Annotated in this window: 20 protein-coding genes; 9 read left to right on the top strand and 11 right to left on the bottom strand. The window is 60.6% G+C overall.

What is annotated here, in order from left to right:
- Positions 1–125 precede the first annotated feature (125 nt).
- Positions 126–1,862: an IlvD/Edd family dehydratase gene (locus tag ACZZ0D_RS12380; protein ID WP_463553392.1), complete on the bottom strand. Its 1,737-nt coding sequence runs from the start codon at positions 1,860–1,862 to the stop codon at positions 126–128.
- A 193-nt stretch (positions 1,863–2,055) separates the two neighbouring features.
- Between ACZZ0D_RS12380 and ACZZ0D_RS12375 the strand changes: the two genes are divergently transcribed.
- From ACZZ0D_RS12375 to ACZZ0D_RS12340, 8 genes are all read left to right on the top strand, one after another.
- Entirely contained in the window at positions 2,056–3,378 is a 1,323-nt protein-coding gene (locus ACZZ0D_RS12375) for an MFS transporter (RefSeq protein WP_159815096.1), read from the top strand.
- Positions 3,379–3,523: 145 nt separating this feature from the next.
- Positions 3,524–4,516: an AraD1 family protein gene (gene araD1 / locus ACZZ0D_RS12370; RefSeq protein ID WP_463553391.1), complete on the top strand. Its 993-nt coding sequence runs from the start codon at positions 3,524–3,526 to the stop codon at positions 4,514–4,516.
- Between the two features lie 9 nt (positions 4,517–4,525).
- The gene (locus ACZZ0D_RS12365; RefSeq protein WP_463553390.1) at positions 4,526–6,106 is read left to right on the top strand and encodes an aldehyde dehydrogenase (NADP(+)); all 1,581 of its coding nucleotides are present in this window, start codon (positions 4,526–4,528) and stop codon (positions 6,104–6,106) included.
- Positions 6,107–6,272: 166 nt separating this feature from the next.
- Complete coding sequence (locus tag ACZZ0D_RS12360) at positions 6,273–6,584, top strand: DUF5629 family protein (protein ID WP_463553388.1); 312 nt, start codon at positions 6,273–6,275, stop codon at positions 6,582–6,584.
- Complete coding sequence (locus ACZZ0D_RS12355) at positions 6,571–7,746, top strand: lactonase family protein (protein ID WP_463553387.1); 1,176 nt, start codon at positions 6,571–6,573, stop codon at positions 7,744–7,746. The genes ACZZ0D_RS12360 and ACZZ0D_RS12355 overlap by 14 nt, the downstream gene beginning before the upstream one ends.
- Before the next feature lie 156 nt (positions 7,747–7,902).
- A complete protein-coding gene (locus ACZZ0D_RS12350; RefSeq protein WP_007917967.1) occupies positions 7,903–8,082 on the top strand; it encodes a hypothetical protein in 180 nt (59 codons plus the stop codon).
- A 319-nt stretch (positions 8,083–8,401) separates the two neighbouring features.
- Positions 8,402–8,614, top strand: a complete 213-nt coding sequence (locus tag ACZZ0D_RS12345) for a hypothetical protein (RefSeq protein WP_064392964.1) — start codon at positions 8,402–8,404, stop codon at positions 8,612–8,614.
- On the top strand, positions 8,611–8,868 hold the full coding sequence (locus ACZZ0D_RS12340) for a hypothetical protein (RefSeq protein WP_053121152.1): 258 nt from the start codon (positions 8,611–8,613) through the stop codon (positions 8,866–8,868). Before ACZZ0D_RS12345 ends, ACZZ0D_RS12340 begins: the two co-directional genes overlap by 4 nt.
- Positions 8,869–9,107: 239 nt before the next feature.
- Here ACZZ0D_RS12340 and ACZZ0D_RS12335 read toward each other — a convergent pair whose 3' ends face one another.
- The 10 genes from ACZZ0D_RS12335 to ACZZ0D_RS12290 all read right to left on the bottom strand — a co-directional run bounded on the left by ACZZ0D_RS12335 (position 9,108) and on the right by ACZZ0D_RS12290 (position 22,337).
- Positions 9,108–9,692 (bottom strand): glutathione S-transferase, encoded by a 585-nt coding sequence (locus tag ACZZ0D_RS12335; protein WP_463553386.1) that lies wholly within the window; start codon positions 9,690–9,692, stop codon positions 9,108–9,110.
- The gene (locus ACZZ0D_RS12330; RefSeq protein WP_463553385.1) at positions 9,689–13,330 is read right to left on the bottom strand and encodes an SbcC/MukB-like Walker B domain-containing protein; all 3,642 of its coding nucleotides are present in this window, start codon (positions 13,328–13,330) and stop codon (positions 9,689–9,691) included. Before ACZZ0D_RS12330 ends, ACZZ0D_RS12335 begins: the two co-directional genes overlap by 4 nt.
- Complete coding sequence (locus tag ACZZ0D_RS12325; RefSeq protein ID WP_463553384.1) at positions 13,327–14,571, bottom strand: exonuclease SbcCD subunit D C-terminal domain-containing protein; 1,245 nt, start codon at positions 14,569–14,571, stop codon at positions 13,327–13,329. Before ACZZ0D_RS12325 ends, ACZZ0D_RS12330 begins: the two co-directional genes overlap by 4 nt.
- 300 nt (positions 14,572–14,871) lie before the next feature.
- On the bottom strand, positions 14,872–16,506 hold the full coding sequence (locus tag ACZZ0D_RS12320; protein WP_159815089.1) for a BatD family protein: 1,635 nt from the start codon (positions 16,504–16,506) through the stop codon (positions 14,872–14,874).
- Positions 16,503–18,242: a tetratricopeptide repeat protein gene (locus ACZZ0D_RS12315; protein ID WP_463553383.1), complete on the bottom strand. Its 1,740-nt coding sequence runs from the start codon at positions 18,240–18,242 to the stop codon at positions 16,503–16,505. The genes ACZZ0D_RS12320 and ACZZ0D_RS12315 overlap by 4 nt, the downstream gene beginning before the upstream one ends.
- Entirely contained in the window at positions 18,239–19,318 is a 1,080-nt protein-coding gene (locus ACZZ0D_RS12310; protein ID WP_053121138.1) for a vWA domain-containing protein, read from the bottom strand. The genes ACZZ0D_RS12315 and ACZZ0D_RS12310 overlap by 4 nt, the downstream gene beginning before the upstream one ends.
- Positions 19,311–19,808 carry a DUF4381 domain-containing protein gene (locus ACZZ0D_RS12305; protein ID WP_053121136.1) on the bottom strand — a complete coding sequence of 166 codons (498 nt, stop codon included), beginning with the start codon at positions 19,806–19,808 and terminating at the stop codon, positions 19,311–19,313. Before ACZZ0D_RS12305 ends, ACZZ0D_RS12310 begins: the two co-directional genes overlap by 8 nt.
- Positions 19,805–20,749, bottom strand: coding sequence for a DUF58 domain-containing protein (locus ACZZ0D_RS12300; RefSeq protein ID WP_463553382.1), 945 nt, complete (start codon positions 20,747–20,749; stop codon positions 19,805–19,807). The genes ACZZ0D_RS12305 and ACZZ0D_RS12300 overlap by 4 nt, the downstream gene beginning before the upstream one ends.
- Positions 20,750–20,754: 5 nt before the next feature.
- Positions 20,755–21,714, bottom strand: a complete 960-nt coding sequence (locus ACZZ0D_RS12295; protein WP_003218556.1) for an AAA family ATPase — start codon at positions 21,712–21,714, stop codon at positions 20,755–20,757.
- 269 nt (positions 21,715–21,983) lie between these two features.
- On the bottom strand, positions 21,984–22,337 hold the full coding sequence (locus ACZZ0D_RS12290; RefSeq protein WP_401237586.1) for a hypothetical protein: 354 nt from the start codon (positions 22,335–22,337) through the stop codon (positions 21,984–21,986).
- Positions 22,338–22,621: 284 nt separating this feature from the next.
- Between ACZZ0D_RS12290 and ACZZ0D_RS12285 the strand changes: the two genes are divergently transcribed.
- Positions 22,622–24,016 (top strand): hypothetical protein, encoded by a 1,395-nt coding sequence (locus ACZZ0D_RS12285; protein ID WP_463553381.1) that lies wholly within the window; start codon positions 22,622–22,624, stop codon positions 24,014–24,016.
- Positions 24,017–24,420: the final 404 nt, after the last annotated feature.

The following is a 24,420-nucleotide window of genomic DNA, read 5'->3' as shown; positions in this document are numbered from 1 at the left end:
TGCTCGCGATTGCGGTGTGTCAGCTGAACAATTGCTGACTGACACACCGCAATCGCGAGCAGGCTCACTCCTACAGGGGAATGCATTCCAAGGTAGGAGCTGCCGCAGGCTGCGATCTTTTGCTCTTAGTGGGAATGACGCGGCACTTCAGCCCCACGGCAACCCACCAAAAAGTCAAAGTCACACCCCTGATCCGCCTGCAGCACATGGTCGATGTACAACTGACGATAACCGCCCACCAACAATTGCTGCGGTGGCTGCAAATCAGCCATGCGCGCTGCCAGCTCAGCATCCGCAATATCCAGGTGCAAGCGCCCGGTGGCGCAATCCAGCTCGATCCAGTCGCCTTCCTTTACCGTCGCCAAAGGCCCGCCTGCCGCCGCTTCCGGCGCCACGTGCAAAACCACCGTGCCGTACGCCGTGCCGCTCATCCGCGCATCGGAAATGCGCACCATGTCGGTCACACCCTGCGCCAACAGCTTGGCCGGCAAGCCCATGTTGCCGACTTCAGCCATGCCCGGATAACCCTTCGGCCCGCAGTTTTTCATCACCAGAATCGAATCTTTATCGACATCCAGCTCCGGATCGTTGATCCGCGCCTTGTACATATCAAAGTTCTCGAACACCACCGCGCGACCGCGATGCTGCATCAGTTCCGGCGTGGCTGCGGACGGCTTGAGCACCGCACCTAGCGGTGCCAAATTACCGCGCAACACACAAATGCCGCCGTCGGCGCGAATCGGATTGTCGAGGGTGCGGATCACTTCGTCTTCGCCATAGATCGGCGCGTCCTTAGTGTTCTCGCCAATGGATTTGCCGTTGACGGTCAACGCATCCGGATGAGGAATCAGATTGGCTTCTCCGAGGCGACGCAATACCGCCGGTAGACCGCCAGCGTAATAGAACTCTTCCATCAGGAAACGCCCGGACGGTTGCAGGTCAACGATGGTCGGCATGCCGCGACCCATGCGCGTCCAGTCATCCAGATCCAGCTCGACGCCGATGCGCCCGGCGATGGCTTTCAAGTGAATCACCGCGTTGGTCGAACCGCCGATGGCCGCGTTCACCCGGATAGCGTTTTCAAAGGCTTCTTTGGTCAGAATTTTCGACAGCTTCAAATCTTCGCGAACCATCTCCACCGCGCGCATGCCGGACATGTGCGCCAACACATAACGTCGCGCATCCACCGCCGGAATCGCCGCGTTGTGCGGCAGCGAAGTGCCGAGTGCTTCAGCCATGCAGGCCATGGTCGACGCGGTGCCCATGGTGTTGCAGGTGCCCGCCGAACGCGACATGCCGCCCTCGGCCGCAAGGAAATCGTCGATGGTGATAGTGCCAGCCTTGACCTGCTCGCTGAGCTGCCAGACCACTGTGCCGGAACCGATATCTTTGCCTTTGTGCTTACCGTTGAGCATCGGCCCGCCGGTGACGACGATGGCCGGCACGTCGCAACTGGCCGCGCCCATCAGCAGCGCCGGGGTGGTTTTGTCGCATCCGGTCAGCAGCACCACGCCGTCAATCGGGTTGCCGCGAATCGCCTCTTCAACGTCCATGCTCGCCAGGTTGCGGGTGAGCATGGCGGTCGGGCGCAGGTTCGATTCGCCGTTGGAGAACACCGGGAATTCCACCGGAAAACCACCGGCCTCGATCACCCCGCGTTTGACGTGCTCCGCAATCTGGCGGAAGTGCGCGTTGCACGGGGTCAGTTCCGACCAGGTATTGCAGATGCCGATGATCGGCTTGCCATGGAACTGGTGGTCGGCGATGCCCTGATTCTTCATCCAGCTGCGGTACATGAAGCCGTTCTTGTCGGCCGTGCCAAACCATTGGGCGGAGCGCAGGGTGGGTTTCTTATCAGACATGATCGATTCTCTTATTGTATGACTATAGTGTTCCAGCTACGGCCTAATCTAAGCGCAAAATCCTAGGTTTGGAAGTGTTGTTGGTGAATTAGTATTACTATATAGTCGTTTTCGACGGAGGGATGGCCCTGACGGTTTTCCGCGAGAGGCGTCCCCAGAGGTTCTATAAAAACAACAATCGGAGACCGATCTCATGAGCCAGGAACTGCGGCTAATCCGGCGCATAACGCTGAAACTGATTCCCTTCCTGATCCTGCTGTACCTGATCGCCTATGTGGATCGCTCCGCCGTCGGCTTCGCCAAGCTGCACATGGGCGCCGACATTGGCATCGGCGATGCGGCTTACGGCCTCGGCGCCGGGCTGTTCTTCATCGGCTATTTCCTTCTCGAAATCCCCAGCAACCTGATGCTCGAACGCTTCGGCGCACGCCGCTGGTTCGCGCGAATCATGATCACCTGGGGCGCCATCACCATCGGCATGGCCTTCGTCCAGGGCCCGCACAGTTTCTACGTGATGCGCTTTCTGCTCGGCGCGGCCGAGGCGGGCTTCTTCCCCGGCGTTCTCTACTACATCACCCAATGGTTCCCGGTGCGCCATCGCGGCAAGATCCTCGGGCTGTTCATCCTTTCGCAACCGATCGCAATGATGATCACCGGACCGGTGTCCGGCGGTTTGCTCGGCATGGACGGTGTGTTGGGCCTGCACGGCTGGCAGTGGCTGTTCATCGTCATCGGCACTCCGGCGATCCTGCTGACCTGGCCGGTACTGCGCTGGTTGCCGGACGGCCCGCAGCAAGTGAAATGGATGGATCAGGCCGAGAAAGACTGGCTGACCGGTGAACTGAAAAAGGATCTGCAGGCATACGGCCAGACCCGCCACGGCAATCCGCTGCATGCACTGAAAGACAAGCGCGTGTTGCTGCTGGCGCTGTTTTATCTGCCGGTGACGTTGAGCATTTATGGCTTGGGTCTGTGGTTGCCGACGTTGATCAAACAGTTTGGCGGCAGCGATTTGGTGACTGGGTTTGTGTCGTCGGTGCCGTACATCTTCGGGATCATCGGCTTGCTGATCGTGCCGCGCAGTTCTGACCGTTTGAATGATCGCTACGGGCATCTCGCCGTGCTTTATGTGCTGGGTGCGATTGGCCTGTTCCTCAGCGCGTGGCTGACCTTGCCGGTGGCGCAACTGGCGGCGCTGTGTCTGGTGGCGTTTGCGCTGTTTTCCTGCACGGCGGTGTTCTGGACCTTGCCGGGGCGGTTCTTTGCCGGCGCGAGTGCGGCGGCGGGGATTGCGTTGATTAACTCGGTGGGGAATCTCGGCGGGTACATCGGGCCGTTTGTGATTGGGGCGTTGAAGGAATACACCGGCAACCTCGGCTCCGGCCTGTATTTCCTCTCGGGGGTGATGGTGTTCGGCCTGATCCTGACGGGCGTTGTCTATCGCGTACTGGAACGCAAACACGTCCTGCCGGTTGACCAGTTCGCCGCCAGCGCACGGGGCGCCACCCGCACCTGACTGACCTACACCGGTTCCCTGTAGGAGTGAGCCTGCTCGCGATAGCGGTCTATCAGTTGACAACTTTTTGGCTGACACACCGCTATCGCGAGCAGGCTCACTCCTACAAGGATCTGCGGTGTTTCGAATAACACAGGAGAAGAACATGCATCTGGTTCAATTCGAATTAAGCAACCGCGAACGCCGTGTCGGCGTGGTCGACAACGGTGTGGTGCGCGAAGTACAGGACGCCCGCAGCGTGCGCGATCTGGCGCTCGCCGCCATCGAGGCCGGCAACACCCTTGAGCAGCAAGTGCAAACCCTCGGCCTCGGCAGCAGCCACGACTACAGCGAACTGCTGTCGCAACTGCGCATCCTGCCGCCACTTGATCACCCGGATCCGGCGCACATGTTGATCAGCGGCACCGGCCTGACCCACCTCGGCAGCGCCTCGGCCCGCGACAAAATGCACCAGCAGGCCGGCGACGAAGCGACGATGACCGACACCATGCGCATCTTCAAATGGGGCGTGGAGGGCGGCAAACCGGCGGCGGGGCAGGCCGGTGTGCAACCGGAATGGTTCTACAAAGGCGACGGCAGCATCGTCGTGCGTCCGGGCCAACCGTTCCCGGTACCGCCATTTGCCGAAGACGCCGGCGAAGAACCTGAGATGGCCGGCCTGTACATCATCGGCAACGACGGCAAGCCGTATCGCCTCGGTTTCGCGGTCGGTAACGAGTTCTCCGACCACATCATGGAACGCAAGAATTACCTGTATCTGGCGCACTCGAAACTGCGCAGTTGCAGCTATGGCCCGGAACTTCGCACCGGTGAATTGCCTCAACATCTGACAGGCACCAGCCGCATCCTGCGTGACGGCGAAGTGCTCTGGCAGAACGAGTTTCTCAGCGGCGAGGCGAACATGTGCCACAGCCTCGCCAACCTCGAATACCACCACTTCAAGTACAGCCAGTTCCTGCGTCCCGGCGACGTGCACATTCATTTCTTCGGCACCGCGACCCTGTCGTTTGCCGATGGTATTCGCACCCAACCGGGTGACGTCTTCGAAATCAGCCAAGCCGAATTCGGCGCACCGCTGGTCAACGGCATCGTTCCGGTTCCAGCGGCGTTTGAACCGGACAGCATCGGCACCCTTTAAGGAGATCCCATGACTCAGATTCTCGGTCACAACTACATTGGCGGTCAGCGCAGCGCCGCTGGCAATGTAAAACTGCAATCGGTCGACGCCACCACGGGCGAGCAACTGCCCCACGATTTCATTCAGGCCACGGTTGAAGAAGTTGACGCAGCGGCCAAGGCTGCCGCTGCCGCCTACCCGGCGTATCGCAGCCTTAGCGCTGAGCGCCGCGCGCAGTTTCTCGATGCGATCGCTGATGAACTGGATGCCCTCGGTGATGATTTCGTCGCCGTGGTCTGCCGCGAAACCGCATTGCCGGCCGGGCGTATTCAGGGTGAGCGCGGACGCACCAGCGGACAGATGCGTCTGTTCGCCAAAGTGCTGCGCCGTGGTGATTTCTATGGCGCACGGATTGATCTGCCGCTGTCGGATCGTCAGCCATTGCCACGCCCGGATTTGCGTCAGTACCGCATCGGTCTCGGCCCTGTAGCGGTGTTCGGTGCGAGCAACTTTCCGTTGGCATTTTCTACTGCGGGCGGCGACACCGCTTCAGCGCTCGCCGCCGGTTGCCCGGTGGTGTTCAAGGCCCACAGCGGTCACATGGTGACAGCAGAACTGGTTGCTGATGCGCTGATTCGCGCCGCAGAAAAAACTGCGATGCCGGCCGGTGTGTTCAACATGATCTACGGCGGTGGCGTTGGCGAATGGCTGGTCAAGCACCCGGCGATTCAGGCGGTCGGTTTCACCGGTTCGCTCAAGGGTGGTCGTGCACTGTGCGACATGGCGGCGGCGCGCCCGCAACCGATCCCGGTGTTCGCCGAGATGTCGAGCATCAATCCGGTGATCGTTTTGCCGCAGGCATTGGCCGAGCGATCCGAAACCATCGCCCGCGATTTGACCGCTTCGGTGGTGCAAGGCTGCGGCCAGTTCTGCACCAATCCTGGCTTGGTGATCGGCATTCGTTCGCCAGAGTTGAGTGCGTTTGTGCAGCAGGTTTCTGGTTTGATCGGTGATCAACCGGCGCAAACCATGCTCAACGCGGGCACCCTCGGCAGCTACGGCAAAGGCTTGCAGAAGCTGCTGGCGCATCCCGGCATCGAACATCTGGCCGGCAATCCGCAGCAGGGCAATCAGGCGCAGCCGCAGCTGTTCAAGGCTGACGTCAGCCTGTTGATCGAGGGCGATGAAGTCCTGCAGGAAGAAGTGTTCGGCCCGACCACGGTAATTGTTGAAGTGGCGGACAAGGCGCAACTCAGCGCGGCGTTGCAGGGTCTGCACGGTCAACTGACGGCGACGATTATTGGTGAATTGGCGGATTTCGAGCGCTTCGCTGAACTGACGCCGCTGCTGGAGCAGAAGGTCGGGCGGATCTTGCTTAACGGCTATCCAACTGGCGTTGAGGTGTGCGATTCGATGGTGCACGGCGGGCCGTATCCGGCCACCTCCGATGCACGCGGCACTTCGGTCGGCACGCTGGCGATCGACCGCTTCCTGCGCCCGGTGTGCTTCCAGAACTACCCGGACAGCTTGTTGCCCGAGCCACTGAAAAACGCCAACCCGCTGCGCATCCAGCGCCTGGTTGACGGCAAACCCTCGCGCGACGCGCTCTAAAACCACCCCCAATCCCCTGTGGGAGCGGGCTTGCTCGCGAATGCGCTGTATCAGAAACACATTTGTAGACTGACACAACGCATTCGCGAGCAAGCCCGCTCCCACAGGGGTTGTGCGTTCACAATGAGCTATCATTGCCGGTTTCCCCCTGAAAGACTTGATTGCCATGACTGCCCAAACCCTTCTCAACGCCCTCGAACACTGCGGTATGGTCGAAATCGACGGCCTGCATGCCTTCGAATTCGCCCTCGACGAAGACGACAATCTGCACATCGAATGCATCGATGGCCGAGCGGCCAAGCATTGGGAATTTACCCCGGCTCAAGTTGCAGCGGCCACGTTCGATGACTCGCTGCAGAGCTGGCTGATCGTCGGCTATTTCAATGAAACCAAAGTGATCGGCGAACACCGCCTGGTGTGCCATGGCGATGTCGTCAGCAGCAGCGATGATGAGGATGACACTGATGAAAATGCGTAAATTCTGGCCGCTGCTGATGGCCGGCAGCGTGGGTGCCATGGGCCTGTCTACGGCATCGGCAGAAAGCTTTCAATTGCTGGTCGGTTCTTACACCGCCGGCACCAGCCAGGGCATCTATCGAATGAAATTCGACAGCGCCACTGGCCAGATCGACGCCAAGCCGCTGCAAGTGGTGAAGAGCGAAAACCCGTCGTGGCTGACCCTGTCCAAAGACCAGCATCGCCTGTTCGTGGTCAATGAAAACGGCCCGGGCCAGAAAGACCCGGTTGGCCGCGTCAGCAGCTATTCGATCGATCCGAAAACCCACGCCCTGACCCTGATCAATCAAGTACAGAGCCTGGGCAACGAGCCGACCCATTCGAGCCTCAGCGGCGACGCCAGCCACCTGTTCGTCAGCAACTATTCGGTGGTAGAAGATCCGGGCGGAACCTTGGCGGTGTTGCCCGTCGGTGCTGACGGCAAGCTGAAACCGGTAGTGCAAATGAGCGCGCACCCGGCGAGCCGGGTCAACCCTGAGCGCCAGGCGTCGAACCACGTGCACTCGACGATTTCCTCGCCGGACGGTCGTTACGTGTTCTCCAATGACTTGGGCGCTGACAAGGTCTTCATCTACCAATTCGACCCGAAAGCCAACCCTGATCTGCCGCTGACCCCGGCGAAAACCGCGTTCGTCGCTATGCCAGCCGGCAGCGGCCCACGTCATTTGCTGTTCAGCGCTGACGGCAAACATGCCTGGCTGACCATGGAAATGAGCGCGCAGGTCGCGGTGTTCGATTACAACGATGGCGTGCTGACGCAAACCCAACTGGTCGATCTGGCCGCCGGTCAACCGACCTCGGACAAGGCCGGCGCGGCGCTGCACACCTCGGCGGACGGCAAGTTCCTCTACGTCAGCAACCGTGGCACCGCGAATCAGATGGTGGTGTTCAGCATCGATCCGGCGACCGCTCAGCTCAAAGAGCTGCAAAAGCGTTCGGTTGAAGGTGATCATCCGCGCGAATTCAGCCTCGATCCGAGCGGCAAGTTCCTGCTGATCGCCAACCAGAAGAGCAACCAGATTGTTGTCGTTGAACGCGACAGCAAGACCGGTCTGCTCGGCAAAACCGTGCAGAAACTGCCAATGGACGCCCCGAGCGACCTGAAGTTTATGGTGCGACAATAAGCCACAGGCCCCGGTTTACGGGGCCTGTCTCTTTGTATCAATCGCGCTGATATTCGGTAATGCTACAAAGCATTTCAAGCGAGTAACCGTCGAGCGTTAAGTTTGCTTCACAGCCCAACCGGGCAAGCAAGCCAACCGAACACGAGGGTTACCGCCATGAACTTCAATCTCTTCTCCGTTATCGCCGCTTCCGCCATCTCCGCCACCGTTGTGCTGCCAGCCAGCGCCAACGTTGAAATCAACAGCAAAAAATCCCACACCCAGAGCTACACCCAAAAATACCTGCAACAGAGCGCCAACTTCTACGCTGCTCTGGATCACAAAGCCCAACACTGAAAGTCTGCACAAAACTCCCCTGTAGGAGCTGCCGAAGGCTGCGATCTTTTGATCTTAAACGTCAAAAGATCGCAGCCTTCGGCAGCTCCTACATGTTTGTGCGCGTGTGGTTTGATCGTTCCCACGCAGAGCGTGGGAACGATCCGTAAAGACCGTCGCCCCCGTGTTCGTGAAGCACGGTCATAGGTTTTCTCAAACGCGCAAATAGACCGGCTAAATAATCAACGCAACTGATGTTCACTATGGAAAACCCTGAGTGGTTGCCCGTGCTGTTTTGATCGATTCTGTGGCCATCGAAACATGCCCACGGGAGAACACCATGGCCAGCGCAATCATCACTTCAGCCAAACGCGGCGCCTACCTGGCCATCGGTCTTTACCTGGCCGTTGTACTGGTCGTCAGCATCGCCTCGCAGATGGAACACACTTTCGACGCACCGATAGACGTCGCCCATCCCGGCATCCAGTTCGAAGTCCGCTCGCAGAGCGTGATGGTCGACCGGGCTGAACTCGCAGGAGTCGGCGGCGCATGAAAGGCTACAGACTTTGGGTCATCGCCAGTCTGGCGGTCATGACTAACGGCGCTTCCTTACTGGGTGTCGGCCAAGGCTCGGTGGGCGGGCTGGCGCGGGCCATAGAGGCCAATCACAGCATTGCGCACAACATTGAACGGGCGAATACGCTGGGGCTGATGGCGGGGAATCCGCCGGTGAAGGTTTCGGCGGATTTCCTTGGGCCTTTCGAAGTGGATTGCATGGCGCTTGGGATGTGCAATGCGCTTGCCTAGACACCGCAATCCATTGTGGTGATGGAATTTATTGTGGCGAGGGGATTTATCCCCGATGGGCTGCGAAGCAGCCCCAAATCCTGCAACTCAAATTTGCCTGACACACCGCATAGAATGGTTTCACGACTGCTTCGCAGCCGAACGGGGATAAATCCCCTCGCCACAATAATACCCTCACCACAGGATTGATCATTCCCACGCTCCGCGTGGGAATGATCAATCAGGCAGGAAGTTGAGGGTTACTTCTTCATGATCGAGGTGAAGAGGTCGGACGCGAGGAAGTTGTGCAACCAAGCCTGCAGGCGCGGATAAGGCGTCTGCGCAAACCACTCGCGATCCACATGCGCGAACTGCCGAACAAACGGCAGCAGGGCGATATCCGCCAGGCTCGGATGATCAGCCAGCAAATAATCGCGATCCTGCAACAACCCCTCCAACCGCTGCAAAAACACCACGCCCTGAGCCCGATAAACCTCCATTGGCTGTTCCGGATACCGCTCGGCATACTTGTAGCGATTCAAATCCACCTTGAACCCCTGATCGTTCGCCTCGATCAACTCGGCAATTCGCGAATCTCCATCAAACAACCAGTTCTGCGGGTCATTCTGCGCCAGCGCCCAGCGCATGATTTCCAGGCTCTCATCAATCACCCGACCATCCGCATCCAGCACCGGCACCGTGCCCTTCGGCGAGATCGCCAGCATCTCCGACGGTTTGGCTTTAAGGCTGACCTCGACAATCTCCACCGGCACGCCCGAATAACGCAACGCCATCCGCGCCCGCATCGCATACGGACAGCGGCGGAACGAGTACAGCGTATTCATTTCACCTCCAGGGTGCTCAAACCATTGCCCTGACGCTGCACCTGAATCTGCACCGGAATCCGTTCGTGCATTTCCTGTACATGGGAAATCACCGCGACCTTACGGCCCTGGGCCTGCAAACCATCCAGCGCATCCATCGCCAGTTGCAGCGACTCCGGATCGAGGCTGCCAAACCCTTCGTCGATAAACAGCGATTCGATTTTCAGCGTGCTCGACGCCATCGAGGCCAGACCCAGCGCCAACGCCAACGACACCAGGAACGTCTCGCCGCCAGACAACGAATGCACCGAGCGCAGTTCATCGCCCATTTCGGTGTCCATCACCAACAAGCCGAGCATGCTGCCGCCGCGTTTCAGGCGATAGCGTTTGACCAGTTGGCGCAGTTGCACGTTGGCGTGATGCACCAGCAAATCGAGGTTGTAGGCCTGGGCGATCTTGCGGAACGTATCGCCGGTGGCCGAGCCAATCAGCGCACTGAGCCGCGCCCAACGCTGATACTCGGCATAGGCATCAGCAATCTGCTGCGCCAAGGCCTGATTGGCATTCTGCCGGCGCTGATCTTCGACCTGTTCAGCGCGAAGTTCAGCGCATTGCTGCTCGCTGACGTTGAACTGGTTCTGCAAATCCGTCAGGGCCGTGGCGAGTTGCTCGGCCTCGAGATTGCCGTTGTGCTGAGCCTGATGTGCGGCTAAGCGCTCGTCACGTTCCTGCAACAGCACTTTGGCCTGCTCGATGGCTTTTTCGTTTTGCTGCAAGTGTTGGCGCAGCTCAGCGAGTTGCGCGTCGTCAACCCGCAGCAGGTCTTCGAGGCCACCGTCATCCAGCTCCGGATGACGAGCGCGCCAGTCGGCAATCTTGCTGGCCAGATCCTTGTCTTCACTTTCCAGAGCCTGCAAATGTTGTTGCTGCGCTTTGAGTTCGGCGGCGATCTGCACAAGCTGCGTGCGCACACTTTGCAGTTCTTGCGCGGTACTGGTTTCGGCGGCGCGCGCTTGCTCCACGGCCTGTTCCAGTTGCTGCTGCCACTGTTCGGCGCTGCTGTGCTCGCCGAGCAATTGCGCCAGCTTCTGCTGGCACAGTTGCTGTTGCTCGGCCAGCGCATTGAACTGCTGCTCAGCCGTTTGTGCCTGCAACACGCGGGTCTGCTGCCGATCCTGTTCTTTATCCAGCGTCTGCTGCCGTTGCTGCTGTTCGCTCAGTTCTTCCTTTTGCTGATCGAGTTGCGTCAGACGCTCGGCGATCTGCCGGTCAAGCTGCATAAACGTCGCTGCCGGCTCCAGGCGCAGGGCTTCAAGGGTCTCGGCCGGCAGCAGAGGGCCGAATGCCGTCAGTTCTTCATCGAGGCGTTGACGGTCGCTGCTCAGTTCGCGCTGTTGATTGCTCAGGTGCTGCGCGGCTTGCTGATGCGCGGTTTCCGCCTGACGCAATTGTTGAGTCAACCGCGCCGCATCCTGTTGCAGGGTGAGCAGGGTGCTCTGGCGCTGTTCGTCCTGCGTGATGCTCTGGTTCAATTGCTCGTTCTGGCGCATGAGCCAGGCGTCGCGTTTGTCGGCGTCCTGATTGAGCAACAGAGCAGACAGCGGGTGCGCATCGAGGCTCGGCGCGAGGGCCTGTTGCTGGTTCGCCAGTTGCTCCTGTTGTTGCAGCAGTTCTTTCTGCTGAGCAATGACAGCGCCGACATCGGCCCGCAATTCGCTGAGTTTTTCCTTGAGCTGATCGACGACTAGCTGAGCGTTGGCCTGTTCGCTTTCATCGTGGCGACCGAGGCTTTGCAGCAGCGCTTCCGGCTGGTGATACGGGTGCTCATTGCTGCCACACACCGGGCACGGTTGATCGTCCTGCAACTGCGCGCGCAACTCTTCGACACTGGCACTGCGCGCCAGACGCTGGCGTTCAAGCAGTTCGCGGGTGACGTTGAGGGTTTGCTCGGCGACGGTCAGTTCGGCTTTGGTTTTGACGCCGTCCTGGGTCAGGCGCTCACGCTCCTGCTGCGCATTGAGCTGGCGTTGTTGCAACTCGGCGCCGCGCTTGTCCAGATCCTGTTGAGTGGCCCACAGCCGCGACAGGTCTTCGAAAGCGCGCAGTTGTTTGCGGTTGTCCTGCAACAGCGCACTGAGAATGCCGATCTGCTCGGCGACGGCATCCGGTTCGGCGCCGGCCTCTTTGAACAGCACTTCGAGTTGTTGCTTCTGGCTGGCGAACTCTTCAGCGCTGCGCGTGGCGTTTTGTTCGAGGTTGGCCAGTTCGGCCTGACCTTTGTTCAGGCGATTGCCGATCAGCATCAACTGCTGGAGACGATCGCGATAGGCATTCCACGCATCGCTCAATGGCGCCAGATGAGCGCTTTGTTCCAGCTCAGCGGCGATGCGTTGCAAGCGTTCGGCGACCTGCCCCTGCTTTTCCTGCAAGGCTTGAATGGCGCTCTGGCCCTCGGTGCAGGCCTGTTGCGCAGTGGCTTTGGCCTCAGCGCTCGCGGCCACATCTATGGCCAGACGGGCGAGGGTGCTTTGCTCTTCGAAGGCCTGACGCAACAGCGGCGCGTTTTCAGATTGGCGTTGCTGCGCCTCGGTCAGCGCGACTTTGGCGGCCTCAAGATTCTGCTCGAGTTGCGTCTGACGTTCAGTCAGTTCGGCGTGCTGGCGGGTGTGCTCGGCAATCTGCGCGGCCAACGGCGTCAACAACGCATCGAGTTCGGTTTTGCGGGCGAACTGGTGCCGTTGCGGGCCGAGTTGTTCCAGACGCGTCAGCTTGATGCGTTCGCCGGCCAGACCTTCTGATTGCTGCTGAGCGCTGTGCAGTTGCTCGCTGGCGGCTTGCTGCGCGTCCTGCAGCAGACGCAAATCCTTGAGCCAACTGTGTTGCTGCTCCAGTTGCTTCAATTGCGCCTGCTGCAACTTGAGTCGCTGCTGTGCAGCGTTGAAACGCTCATCCAGTTCGGCGCGCGCTTCGGGGGCGAGGGGAGTGACGCCAGTGGCCTGATCCTGCAACAGCTTGTGCGCTTCGCGGGCCTCTTTGGTCTTGTCGAATGCACGACGGCCGAGGCGGGTATACAGCGCGGTGTCGGTGAGTTTTTCCAGCAGTTCGCTGCGGTCGTTGTCGTCCGCTTTGAGGAACGCGCTGAACTCGCTCTGCGCCAGCAACACGGCGCGGGTGAACTGTTCGAAGTTCAGGCCCAGTGCGGCTTCCAGTTGGGTTTTGTATTCGCCTTTCTGGCTGGCGAGCAGTTGATCCTGATCAATGTCACGCAGGCTCTGGCGGCTGGCCTGCAACTTGCCGCCAGCCTTCTCGCGGGCGCGGTTGGCTTCCCAGCGCGCCCGATAGCGACGGCCATCAACTCCGACGAAATCCACCTCGGCATAGCCTTCGCCGGTGCCGCGACGCAGCAAAGTGCGCGGGTCACCCGTGGCGATCTCGCCATCAGCATCGGGCACTTTGGCGTCACGGCCGGTGTTGTTCAGGCGCGGTACAGCGCCGAACAATGCCAGGCACAAGGCGTCGAGCAGGGTACTTTTACCGGCGCCGGTCGGCCCGGTAATCGCGAACAAACCGGCACTGGCCAGCGGTTCAGCGGTGAAATCGATCTCGAACGGCCCGGCCAGCGAGGCGAGGTTTTTCAAGCGAATGGCGAGAATTTTCATGGCTGCTCGCCCTCCAGTTGCACGTCTTGCAGCAGTTCGGCGAAGTCCTTCAGCGTCTGCTCGTCGACCTCGCTGCCGTAGTTGTCGAGCCAGGCGCGGCTGAACAATTCCTGCGGGGTGAGTTGATCGAGTTCGATGAGCGCGGTGCCATCCTCCTCGCCGTCAGCGCCACGCTTGCCAGCGTATTCAGCGGCGATGCGCACCAGGCGCACGGCTTTGCCTTGCAGGGCGTTTTCCACTTGATGGCGCAGATCGGGCTGCGGCTCGTCGAGGGTCACACGCACTTCCAGCCATGGCTGGCGCTGGGTTTCAGCGAGCAGGTCGATGTTCGGCAGGTCGGCCAGTTGCAGGAGAATCTCGGCCAGCGGTGCCGGGCCGATGCGTTGCAGATTGACCGAACGCGGAATCAATATCGGCTCGACGCTGACCAGGGTTTCGCCGTCGAGGGTGACGTCGAGAATCTGATGCTGATAACCGATTTCCGAGAACGACAACGGAATCGGCGAACCGCTGTAGCGAATGCGCTCCTCGCCGTTGACCTTCTGTGGCTTGTGCAAATGGCCGAGGGCGACGTAACTGATGCTCGGCCCGAACAGACTGGCGGGCAGCGCTTCGGCGTTACCGATGATCAGGCTGCGCTCGGAGTCCTCCGAGACCGAGCCACCGGCCATGTGCGCGTGGCTGATGGCGATCAGCGCCTGACCCGGTTTGCGTTTGGCGTTGGCGGCTTCGATCAGCCATTCATGCACCTGACCGATGCCGCGCAAATAGTTGTCGCCCAGGTGTGCACCGGTGACTTCGGCCGGGCGCAGAAACGGCAGCGCCAGGCACCACGCGGCGATGTCGCCTTTGGCGTTCGGCAATGGCAGCAGCAGACGTTCGGAATCGAGCTGGCCGTCGTCCAGCCACAGCACGCGACCAAGCGCGTGGGTGCGCAAGCGGCGCATCAACGGCGCGGGCAGTTCGATGCGCGAGCCGGAATCGTGGTTGCCGGCGATCATCACGATGGTCAGCAAGGGCTGCTGCTCGTGGGCGTTGACGATGAAATCGTAAAGGCATTCCTGGGCTTTGACCGGCGGATTGACCGTGTCAAAGATGTCACCGGCAATCAGCAGCACATCCGGCTGCGCCAGTTTCAATTGGCGCAGCAGCCATTCGAGAAAACAGGCGTGCTCGAAATCGCGCTCCTGACCATGCAGGTTTTGCCCAAGGTGCCAGTCGGAGGTGTGAAACAGACGCAAGGCGGACTCCGCAACAAAAAGAGGTGATGGCCGCGCGGGAATTAAGAGGCGGCGAAAGAGGGGGAGAGTTTACTGGCAAAACTACACCTGTGGTCGAAGTCAGTCTGTTGGAATGGAGATGCAGGTTAGAAAGGGAACCCTGTGGCGAGGGGATTTATCCCCGCTGGGCTGCGAAGCGGCCCCAAATCCTGCAACTCAATATGCCTGACACACCGCATGGTCTGATTTTGCGGCTGCTGCGCAGCCGAACGGGGATAAATCCCCTCGCCACAGGGGGGGCTCCTACATTCTCGAGAGTGGTTATTTGGGGTAGAGCGGTGGCAAGCCGCTGTCACCCACCGGGTCGTGCACGCGCTCGGCGGTCGGAATCGTGCGGATTGCCCGCCACAAATCCTCGCCCTGCCAATGCTGCCCGGTTTCGCTATACAAGGCGCCATTGAGCCCATCCAGCGCATCCGACAACGGCACAAACCGCGCCGCCATGTCCGCCAGCGTCTCCGGCTGCTGACGCGCCCAGGCATCCAGCGCCTGCCGCGTCGCCTGAGGGTCATTGGCCTGGCTCGCGCGCTTGATGTCGTCGAGCAAGGTGCGCGGGCTCGGGCCGGTTTGTGCGGCGCGCAGGATCGCCGGCTGCCAGCGCGCTCGCCACCACAGACCAAAGCCGAGCAGGGTGGTGCAGGCCAGTATCAGCGTGCTGAGTTTCCACCACCACAGCGTGTCGTTATCGACAATCCCCGGTTGCAGATTGCCCGTCGGCGTGTCGACTTGCAGGCTCGGGTTATTGGCGACTTGCAGGGTGCGCGCGGGCAGGCTGCTGTGTTCCAGATGATCTTCGAAGGTGTTCCACCACACCACGTCCACCGTCGGCAGATCAATCGAGCCGCTGCGGCTCGGCACCAGCGCTTCGCGTTCTTCACGGCTACCGATCAGGCCACGGTCGCTGCTTTGATTGCTCAGCACCGGTTGATCGGGGTAGCGGCGCAGGCCATTGACGTCGGTGGCAGGCAGGGCGGGCAATTGCGAAGCGGCCAGACCTTCGACTTTCAGGGTCAGGCTGCGGGTCAGCGAATCGCCGATCTGCGTGTGTTCCGGCTCCGGATTCCAGCTCTCGCTCAAGCTCAGGCTGCGTGCCGGCAACCACGGTGCATCAGCAGGATAAGTCAGCGGTTTGGGCTTGACCGTCAGCGGAATTTCCGAAGAGGTGACGCGCATCAGTTTGCCCGGCTTCGGCCCTTGTGGGCTGGTGTCCTGGGCCGGTTGCGTGTCGACCAGCGTGGCGCTGAAAGTCTGCGGGGTGATCGTCAGCAAACCGCTGTGCTGCGGATAGATCGCGTAGCGCATTTCGATGACGCCGTGGCGCACACCGTTGATGTCTTTCTCGTAGGTGCGCGTGTCGCCGAGCTGCTCAACCCGTGCATCGACGATTTGCAGCGGCGACAGGCTGCTGTCGTCGTACAGCGAAACCGAGTGATAGACGCGCACAGTCAGGATCGCCTGCGCCTGCACATACACGCTGGACTGATCGAGACTGGCTTCGATAAACACCGGATCAAGGCTGTTCTTGTCTTCGCGGGTGTCGCTTTCGACCACCTGCACGGTGATCGGCTGGCTCTGCACCTCGCCCATTTGCAGCGAGGGAATCACCACGCTGCCGTTCTCTTTCGGCAGCAACGTGATGATCCAGCGTGTGGTCGCGCGGTTGTCGCCGTTGAGGGTATTGAGCTGGTTGACCTGCCGCGTGCCACGCACTTCGAACAGCGGCTCCAGCGGGGTCAGGTCGGGTTTGCCGAACTGGGTGACGTCGCTGATTTCGAGGGTGAGCTCGACCGTCTCGCCGGAATTCAGGCGACTGCGATCCACACTGGCGATCAGCTCGGCCGCGTTGGCGGTCGTGCAGAGCAGCAGGGGCAGCAAGAGAGCGGTGAAGCGGGTCATCGAGTGTTTTCCTGATCCTGATGTTGTTGCTGTTCGTACCAGAATTTGCGTCGCAGCAGTTCGCCCGGATCGTCCGGGATTTTACCCAGCCATTGTTCCAGTGCCTGACGTTGCTCGCCTTCTAGGTTGTCCTCGGTCGGGCGCAGCGTCGGCACGGTGTTGGTTTCCTCTTCCTCATCGTTGCTGCCCGGCACCTCATTGGGGCCTGGCTGCGGCGGTGTGGTCGGCGGCGGTTCACTGGCAGACTCGCCGGATTGCGCCTCACTCTGGGTTTCGCTTTTCACCGCTGGTGGCGGCGCGGTGGGTGGCGGAGGTTCACCGCCCGGCAGATTCTGTTCGGGCTGCTGGCTTTCCGGTTCGACCGGTGGCGGGGTGTTTTTCTGCTTCAGCAGATTTTCCACCAGCGCCTTGTTGGTCTGTGCCGGACGCAGATCCGGTTGCAGCTCCAGCGCCTGTTCATAGGCGTCGATCGCCGCGTCCAGCTCACCGCTTTTCGCCAAAGCGTTGCCACGATTGTAGTGGGCGCGGGCATCGCTGCCTTCGGCAAAACGCTGGGCGGCGCCACTGTAGTCGCCAGCCTCGTACAACGCCACCCCTTGCCACTGGTGATCGTCAAAATGTTCTGCGGCTTCGGCGGGGCGTTTCTGTTTGAGCAAGTGCAGGCCTTGCTGGTCGGGGCGCAGCCACAAGTCTTCGAAGTCAAAAGCGTAGCTGGGCTGCGGCAGGCAGAACAGCAGCGGCAGGCAAAACAGCCAGCCACGCCGCCCAGCACAGGCCGCGAGCAGCAGCAGTGGCAGCAGCAACCAATAACCCTGGTCGGCCCACGTGTCGAGGCGCACGGTCTGGCCATCGCTGCGCAAACTGCGCGGGCCGTTGAGCAGGCCGAGTGCGCCGAGATCGGCTTCATCCAGACGCGCCGCGTGGTAGTCACCGCCGACGCTATTGATGAACGCCGCCAGGCCCGGGCTGTCGAGTTGCGGCACACGGATCGCGCCTTGTTCGTCCTTGAGGAAACTGCCGTCCTCCTGCGCAATCGGCGCACCTTCGGCGGTGCCGATGCCGAGCATCAACAGCTGCGCCGATTGCCCGTTGAGCGCCCGCCGAATGCCTTGCCGTTCATCTTCGCTCAGCGACGAGCCGACCAGCAGAATCCGCCCTTGGCCGAGTGCTCCTTGTTTGAGTAAGTCCAGCGCTTTAGCGACAGCGAGATCGGCGCGATGACCGCTTTCCGGCATCAGCGACGGCTTCAGCGCGTCGAGCAGATTGCGGCTGGTCGCCAGATCATCCGACAGCGGCACCAGCGTGTGGGCGCTGCCGGCGTAAACGACGATGGCGGTCTGCGCATCGCTGCGCGCCTGCAACAGGTCGAACACCTTGCGCCGCGCTTGCTCCAGTCGCGTCGGCGGTGAGTCGGTGGCGAGCATTTCCGGGGTCAGTTCCAGCACGATCACCAATGGGTCGGCCGGTTTTTGGCTGGTCTGTTCGACGCGCTCCCAGCTCGGCCCGAGCAACGCGAGAATCGTCAGCAGCCACGCCACGCCAAGGGCCACCCACGGCAGTTTGCTGTCGCGACCGCTGCCGCCACTGAGCAGGGTGGCGTGGAACGCCGGCGGCAGAATCATCTGCCAGCGTCCGGCGCGTTTTTGCCGGTGCCAGAGTTGCCAGATCAGCCAGCCGAGCAGCGGCAGCAGCAGCAACCACCACGGACGGAACCAGTGCGGCCAGAGGGCAATCATCGACGCCTCCGCAGACGCAGGCGTTTGAGACGCTCGCGCCAGTCAGGCAGCGGACTTTGCAGATTAAGCTCCTTGTTGAACAGGCGTTGCAGCGGGTTGTCCGGCCACAATTCCCGGGCGACCAACAACAGGCTCAACCACAGCGCCAACGCCAGTGGCCAGTGATACAAGGCTTGCGCGGGACGTGCCTGGGTCGGTTGTTGGGTCACCGGTTCGAGCTGGTCGAGGGTGTCCTTGATCGCTTGCAGTTCCTGGCCATCATGCGCGCGGAAGTATTGCCCGCCGGTGACTTCGGCGATTTCCTTGAGCGCCGGCTCGTCGAGATCCAGGCTTGGATTGACGCCGAGCAGGCCGGTCGAACCGCTGTCCTCAGGATTGGCGCCGATGCCGATCGGGTAAATCTTCACGCCTTCGCTGGCCGCCAGTTTTGCCGCCGTCAACGGATCGATTTCGCCGCCATTGTTGGCGCCGTCGGTGACCAGAATCAGCACACGGCTTTGCGCCGGACGCATGCGCAGGCGTTTCAGGCCGAGACCGATGGCGTCGCCGATGGCTGTGTTTTTGCCGGCAATGCCGATGCGCGCCTCATCGAGCCAGACGCGCACGGTGTGGCGATCAAAGGTCAGCGGTGCTTGCAGGTAGGCCTGACTGCCGAAGAGGATCAAGCCAACGCGGTCGCCGTCACGGCTTTCCAGGAAGTCACCGAGCAGATGCTGCACCAAGGACAGGCGACTGACTTCTTCGTCCTGCCACTGCATGTCGGGGAAATCCATCGAGCCGGACACGTCCACCGCCACCAGTAAGTCTCGGCCGCTGGCGGCAATCGGCAGCGGTTCGCCGAGCCATTGCGGGCGCGCAGCGGCAGTCAGCAGTAGCAACCACAACAACATGAACGGCGCTTGCTGGCGCCACGCAGGCAAATTGGCGCGGGCACGACGGCGGGCGAGGCCTTCGAGGTCGGACAGAAAGCTGACTTTCAGCGCCGGTTCGCCGCTGTCCGCTACCGGCAGCACGAGGCGCATCAGCCACGGCAGCGGCAACAGCAGAAAAATCCACGGCCAGGCGAACTCAAACATGTTTGCGAATCCACGTGTCGACGGCTTGCGTCAGGCCGGCAATGGCTTTGTCGTCGAGTTTGCATTCCGGTTTGTACGCGCCTTCGACCAGCACCATCCAGCGCGTCAGGCCAGCGGCGGGGCAACGGTTGTCGAGGAACGCCAGCCATTTTCGGCCATTAAGGGTGTGGCTCTGGCTGTAGGGATAATGGTTGCGACACAGGCGTTTGAGCAGGCCATTGACCTGTTGCAGCCACGCGCCGGCCGGGGCACCGTCGTAGGGTTTGGGCATCTGCGCCAATTCTGCGAGGGCGGCAACGCGCACCGGATCGAGTGGCTGTTCAGCGCGCACGATCGGGCGTTTCTTCATGGGAATGAAACGGCGCAGGCGCCATACGGCGTAACCGAGCAGCGGCAATAACAGCAGTAATAACCACCAGCCCGGCGCCGGAGGCCAAAAAGCAATCGGCGGCGGCGAGATCAGCGGTTGCAATTGGTCGAGGCCGTTCATCGACCTTTCCCCGGACGCTGCGGATTGAGGAATTCGCGCATCTGCTCGACCATTTCACTCTGCGTGCTCAACGGCATCAGCAGCACCCGCAGCTTCTGCGCGAGCAATTCCCAGCGTGCGATGCGCGCTTCGGCCTGCGCGCGATAGGTTTGGCGCAGATCGAAATTCAGCGTGTCGAGCTCAAGCTGGGCGCCACGTTCGGCGAATCGTAAAAGGCCGGCGGCGGGGAGGGCGTGATCGAGTGGATCGGAAATCGGCAGCATCAACAGGTCGCAATGACGCGCCAACAAGCTCAGTTGTTGCTCGGCGCTGTCGGACAGCGCGCGCTCATCGCAAATCACAATGGCCAGACTGCCGGGGCGCAGCACTTCGCGGGCGCGGCGCAGGGCCACGCCGAAGGCATCGCGATCCGGCTCACGTTCGCTGTGCAGCGATTGATTGACCTTGACCAAACGATTGAGCAATTGCAGCAGGCTCTGCTTGCTGCGCCGAGGCTTGATTTCGTAGTGCTCGTTGTCGCCGAACACCAGCCCACCGACCCGGTCGTTGTGGCCGAGCGCGGCCCAGCCGATCAGCGCCGCGGCTTGTGCGGCCAACACCGATTTGAACATCAGCCCGGAGCCGAAAAACAGCCGCGTGCTTTGCTCGACCATGATGAAAATCGGTCGTTCGCGTTCTTCATGGAACAGCTTGGTGTGCGGCTCTTGCGTGCGAGCGGTGACGCGCCAGTCGATGGTGCGCACGTCGTCGCCGGCCTGATACACGCGCACCTGGTCGAAGTCGACACCGCGACCACGGAATTTCGAGTGATGCAGGCCGATCAGCGGGCTGCGCTGGCTCGGCGTGGAAAACAGCTGCACTTCACGCACCCGGTGACGCATCTCGATCAGCTCGGCGAGGCTGACGCGGATGCCCGGTTGGGAAGGCTGGGGGGCATTCATGGGGGTCAAGCGACGGCTACGACGTCGAGAATCCGCTGCACCACCCGATCCTGATCGATGCCGGCGGCTTCGGCTTCAAACGACAAAATAATGCGGTGACGCAACACGTCGAACAGCACCGCTTGAATGTCTTCCGGGCTGACGAAGTCGCGACCGGCCAGCCAGGCGTGGGCGCGGGCGCAGCGGTCGAGGGCGATCGAGCCACGCGGGCTCGCACCATAGGCAATCCACTCGGCCATCTCCGGATCGAACTTGGCCGGCGTACGCGTGGCCATGACCAGTTGCACCAGGTATTCCTCCACGGCGTCGGCCATGTACAAGCCAAGGATTTCCTTGCGTGCAGCGAAGATCGCCTGCTGGCTGACCCGGCGCTCGGGCTTGGTCTCGCCATTCAGCGCTTCGCCACGGGCCTGTTGGAGGATGCGGCGTTCGACGGCGGCATCCGGGAAGCCGATTTTTACGTGCATGAGGAAACGATCGAGCTGCGCTTCCGGCAGCGGATAGGTGCCTTCCTGCTCGATCGGGTTCTGCGTGGCCATCACCAGAAACAGCGGCGACAGCTCGTAGGTGCTGCGGCCGACACTGACCTGACGCTCAGCCATGGCTTCGAGTAGCGCCGATTGCACCTTGGCCGGGGCACGGTTGATTTCGTCCGCCAGCACCAGGTTGTGGAAGATTGGCCCTTGCTGGAACACGAAACTGCCGGTTTCCGGGCGATAGATCTCGGTGCCGGTGATGTCGGCCGGCAGCAGGTCAGGGGTGAACTGGATGCGATGGAACTGGGCTTCGATGCCCTCGGCGAGTTCTTTGATCGCTTTGGTCTTGGCCAGACCCGGGGCGCCCTCGACCAGCATGTGGCCGTCGGCGAGCAGGGCGATGAGCAAACGCTCGATGAGTTTTTCCTGGCCGAGAATCTGCGTTGAAAGAAAGGTTCGCAGCGCCAGCAGCGCTTCACGATGTTCCATCGGTGACTGTTCCTGGAAAGGGGTGGCCACAGGCGTTCGGATAACGCCGGGGCTGGGGGCGTTACTTTAATCCATCGCGGGGGGTGGCGACTAACGGCATTTTGCGCAAAGTGCGGGAAATGACTGGGGGAATTGTTGGATTTTTGTAGCAGGGGAGTGATTGGTTGCCTGTGCTGGCCCTATCGCGAGCAGGCTCACTCCTACAATGGATCGTCGTATACCGACCTGTAGGAGTGAGCCTGCTCGCGATGGGGCCAGTCCGGATACCATCACACCTCGTTAATAAACGTGCCCGTCCCATCCAGAATATTCGTCAGCGTCTCCACCACCTCATCCAGATCAACCATATCCGGGTTAAAGCTGATCTCCAGCACATCATCCCCATTCAACGCATCAGCATCCGCCGCGCCGATTTCAATTTTCAGCAGCGTCGAGGTCAACGTGACCTTCACGCCGTCCAGCGTCGATGGCTCGCCGTCCAGGGTGATTTCCAGCTCATCCTCGTCCGGATAGCGGCTCATCAGGAACATGTCGCCCTTGTCGCTGTGGCAGCAGAGCATGGCCATGTTGTCTTCTTCGTCGTCGCATGGGTTGACGATCAATAGGGCGGTGGTCATTTGCATGGGGAATTCCTGGTGGGCTAACGCGGTAGACAGTGCGCAAAAAGTGCGATTTTGCCAGCCTGAGGGAATTTCTGCTGAAACATCATCGAATGCAGGGCTGTTCTTAAAGACTATTCCCAGAGTCGAGTAAGAAAAATCCGCTGGCCTCGTAGGGTTTTTGAGAAGAATAAAAATAGCGTGAATTGGAGGCCTTTTCGCTTGTTTTGACGGATGTTTGCCGTCAGATTTTGCTGTTCGAACGCAACGGAGTGCGATGGCCAACATGCAAAAAAGGATGTCTTTTGATGAAGCGATATTTCCAATGGGCGCAAGAAATCAGTCATCTGTCCGAGGAGCAGGTGGAACAGCTTTACCAGCGCTACCTCAACGGCGAAAAAACCGCCGACCTGATTGCCGAGTACAAACTGCCGGGTACCGTACGCAGTGTGCTGAAAGTGCTGCCGCCGATCGTCAGTGCTGACCTGACATGCCCATATTGTGAATTGCCGATGTGGATGCACCGACCCTCACGCGGCACTCCGGTTTCCCTGCGCAGTGCTTACAAATGTGTGAATTGCGAGCATCAATACTTCACCGCCGGTGCGGGCTCACGGCGCAGTGTTTGTGGTTGTGATGCCTGTGTCCGCCTGCGCAAACAGCAACTCGCCGATCAGGCCGAACGTGACCGCAGTGATCTGGCCGCACGCTACGGTACGCCAAGCCCACCGGTGCCCTTTGCCAGTCTTGGATTCCAGCAAAAAGTAGCTCTGCTGGCGTTACTGGATGACGGCGGTCAAGGCGCAGGCGAACGCATTGCCGCGCTTGATGCTGAAATCAGAGGGGAAAAGCTCACGTCCACCGACGCTTTCAGTGAAGAGTTGGTGAAAGGTCTGCACGAGGCGGGCGCCTTGCAGGTCGATACGGCATCGGACATTCGGGCGTTCAATCGGGCCGACGAGTTCAGCATCAGCACGTATTCGGCCGTTTACTGGCGGGCCAATGTCGCGCTGGACGAATGCGTGCGCTGCACGCGCGATATGCTCTATCTGGCCCTGTACGAAGAGTTGTCCGGGCCTGTACTGCCAGGGTGGAAACGTGAGTTGTACGCATTGATCTTCAGGCTCGCGCGGGAGGAATCCATTCAATACGTTCACCTGCAGGCCAATATGGTCGGTACGGCGTTCACCGCCGAAGCCCGCGCCGACTCAGTGATCGGCACATTGCTGCAGAACTTCTCGGTCAGTCAGATCTACTACTTCGCCAGAGTCGCGGTGAAAAGCGCTGCGCATTTCTATGCCACCGGCAACTCCAAGGGTCGCACTCACGCCTCCAACACCATTCCGCGCAACATGCAGAGCACCGCGCAGCTCGCGTTGGCGGAGAACTGGCGCAAGGACAGCTACCGCGATACGCGCGTGCCGCAGCCGGCCATGACCCGCCTGCTTTACGACGTCGTGCTCAAAGACAGTGGTGCCGGTTTTTCCAAGTCGCCGGGGCTGTTCTGGCGAGACGAATTTGTGCCTCGGTTTCTCACCGGCTCGCCGGTCGCCGCGCTACAGGTCGACTATCCGCAGTTGTTCTGCCGCGAGTGCGACTCCAGCAATGTCGACGCCAGCATGGACAAATTGACCCTGCAGATGCAGTGCTACGACTGCGCCACCGTGAGCAAATTCCGGGCCTACGAAGAGTTGCCGGACTGATCCGTGTCAAAAGCCAGTGCTGAACCGGATGCCACGCTCAGGGTCGATAGAACGGCCCTGAGGGTTTTCGTTTCTGGATATGTAGCCGTCACGGGGCGGCGATTGGCACGAATGTCCCGTAAAACCGGGCATTCCCCCCGTCGTTTTCCGCCACGGCTGCTAGTGTTTACCGGTGCGAAAGCCTTCATTTACCTGCCTATGAACGAATATGTCGCAGCACCGCAAGCAGACACATTGTCGCAGCCATTAAGCTGCGCAACGGATGAGCACCCGTAAAGGCATTGTCGGCAAGCCTGGCAGTCGCTTTTGCAGATGCCCATTCAATGGAAGGTGAATGTGACCTGAGTGTCTCGTCCAGCTTCACCCACCTGTCCCCCTGTTTCCTCTGCCCGAGAATCAGGAAC

The sequence above is a fragment of the Pseudomonas sp. AC193 genome, from assembly GCF_979258075.1.
The sequence above is the reverse complement of the archived record's forward strand: the minus strand, read 5'-3'. Positions and strand labels throughout refer to the sequence as shown.

What these genes read in the sequence shown, in the direction of transcription:
- ACZZ0D_RS12335 (WP_463553386.1), bottom strand. Translation starts at nt 9,692, where the DNA reads ATGAATACGCTGTACTCGTTCCGCCGCTGTCCGTATGCGATGCGGGCG.
- ACZZ0D_RS12295 (WP_003218556.1), bottom strand. Translation starts at nt 21,714, where the DNA reads ATGGAACATCGTGAAGCGCTGCTGGCGCTGCGAACCTTTCTTTCAACG.
- ACZZ0D_RS12290 (WP_401237586.1), bottom strand. Translation starts at nt 22,337, where the DNA reads ATGCAAATGACCACCGCCCTATTGATCGTCAACCCATGCGACGACGAA.
- ACZZ0D_RS12285 (WP_463553381.1), top strand. Translation starts at nt 22,622, where the DNA reads ATGAAGCGATATTTCCAATGGGCGCAAGAAATCAGTCATCTGTCCGAG.
- ACZZ0D_RS12375 (WP_159815096.1), top strand. Translation starts at nt 2,056, where the DNA reads ATGAGCCAGGAACTGCGGCTAATCCGGCGCATAACGCTGAAACTGATT.
- ACZZ0D_RS12315 (WP_463553383.1), bottom strand. Translation starts at nt 18,242, where the DNA reads ATGATTGCCCTCTGGCCGCACTGGTTCCGTCCGTGGTGGTTGCTGCTG.
- ACZZ0D_RS12345 (WP_064392964.1), top strand. Translation starts at nt 8,402, where the DNA reads ATGGCCAGCGCAATCATCACTTCAGCCAAACGCGGCGCCTACCTGGCC.
- ACZZ0D_RS12305 (WP_053121136.1), bottom strand. Translation starts at nt 19,808, where the DNA reads ATGAACGGCCTCGACCAATTGCAACCGCTGATCTCGCCGCCGCCGATT.
- ACZZ0D_RS12320 (WP_159815089.1), bottom strand. Translation starts at nt 16,506, where the DNA reads ATGACCCGCTTCACCGCTCTCTTGCTGCCCCTGCTGCTCTGCACGACC.
- ACZZ0D_RS12340 (WP_053121152.1), top strand. Translation starts at nt 8,611, where the DNA reads ATGAAAGGCTACAGACTTTGGGTCATCGCCAGTCTGGCGGTCATGACT.
- ACZZ0D_RS12380 (WP_463553392.1), bottom strand. Translation starts at nt 1,862, where the DNA reads ATGTCTGATAAGAAACCCACCCTGCGCTCCGCCCAATGGTTTGGCACG.
- ACZZ0D_RS12360 (WP_463553388.1), top strand. Translation starts at nt 6,273, where the DNA reads ATGACTGCCCAAACCCTTCTCAACGCCCTCGAACACTGCGGTATGGTC.
- ACZZ0D_RS12310 (WP_053121138.1), bottom strand. Translation starts at nt 19,318, where the DNA reads ATGTTTGAGTTCGCCTGGCCGTGGATTTTTCTGCTGTTGCCGCTGCCG.
- ACZZ0D_RS12350 (WP_007917967.1), top strand. Translation starts at nt 7,903, where the DNA reads ATGAACTTCAATCTCTTCTCCGTTATCGCCGCTTCCGCCATCTCCGCC.
- ACZZ0D_RS12300 (WP_463553382.1), bottom strand. Translation starts at nt 20,749, where the DNA reads ATGAATGCCCCCCAGCCTTCCCAACCGGGCATCCGCGTCAGCCTCGCC.
- ACZZ0D_RS12355 (WP_463553387.1), top strand. Translation starts at nt 6,571, where the DNA reads ATGAAAATGCGTAAATTCTGGCCGCTGCTGATGGCCGGCAGCGTGGGT.
- ACZZ0D_RS12330 (WP_463553385.1), bottom strand. Translation starts at nt 13,330, where the DNA reads ATGAAAATTCTCGCCATTCGCTTGAAAAACCTCGCCTCGCTGGCCGGG.
- ACZZ0D_RS12365 (WP_463553390.1), top strand. Translation starts at nt 4,526, where the DNA reads ATGACTCAGATTCTCGGTCACAACTACATTGGCGGTCAGCGCAGCGCC.
- araD1 (WP_463553391.1), top strand. Translation starts at nt 3,524, where the DNA reads ATGCATCTGGTTCAATTCGAATTAAGCAACCGCGAACGCCGTGTCGGC.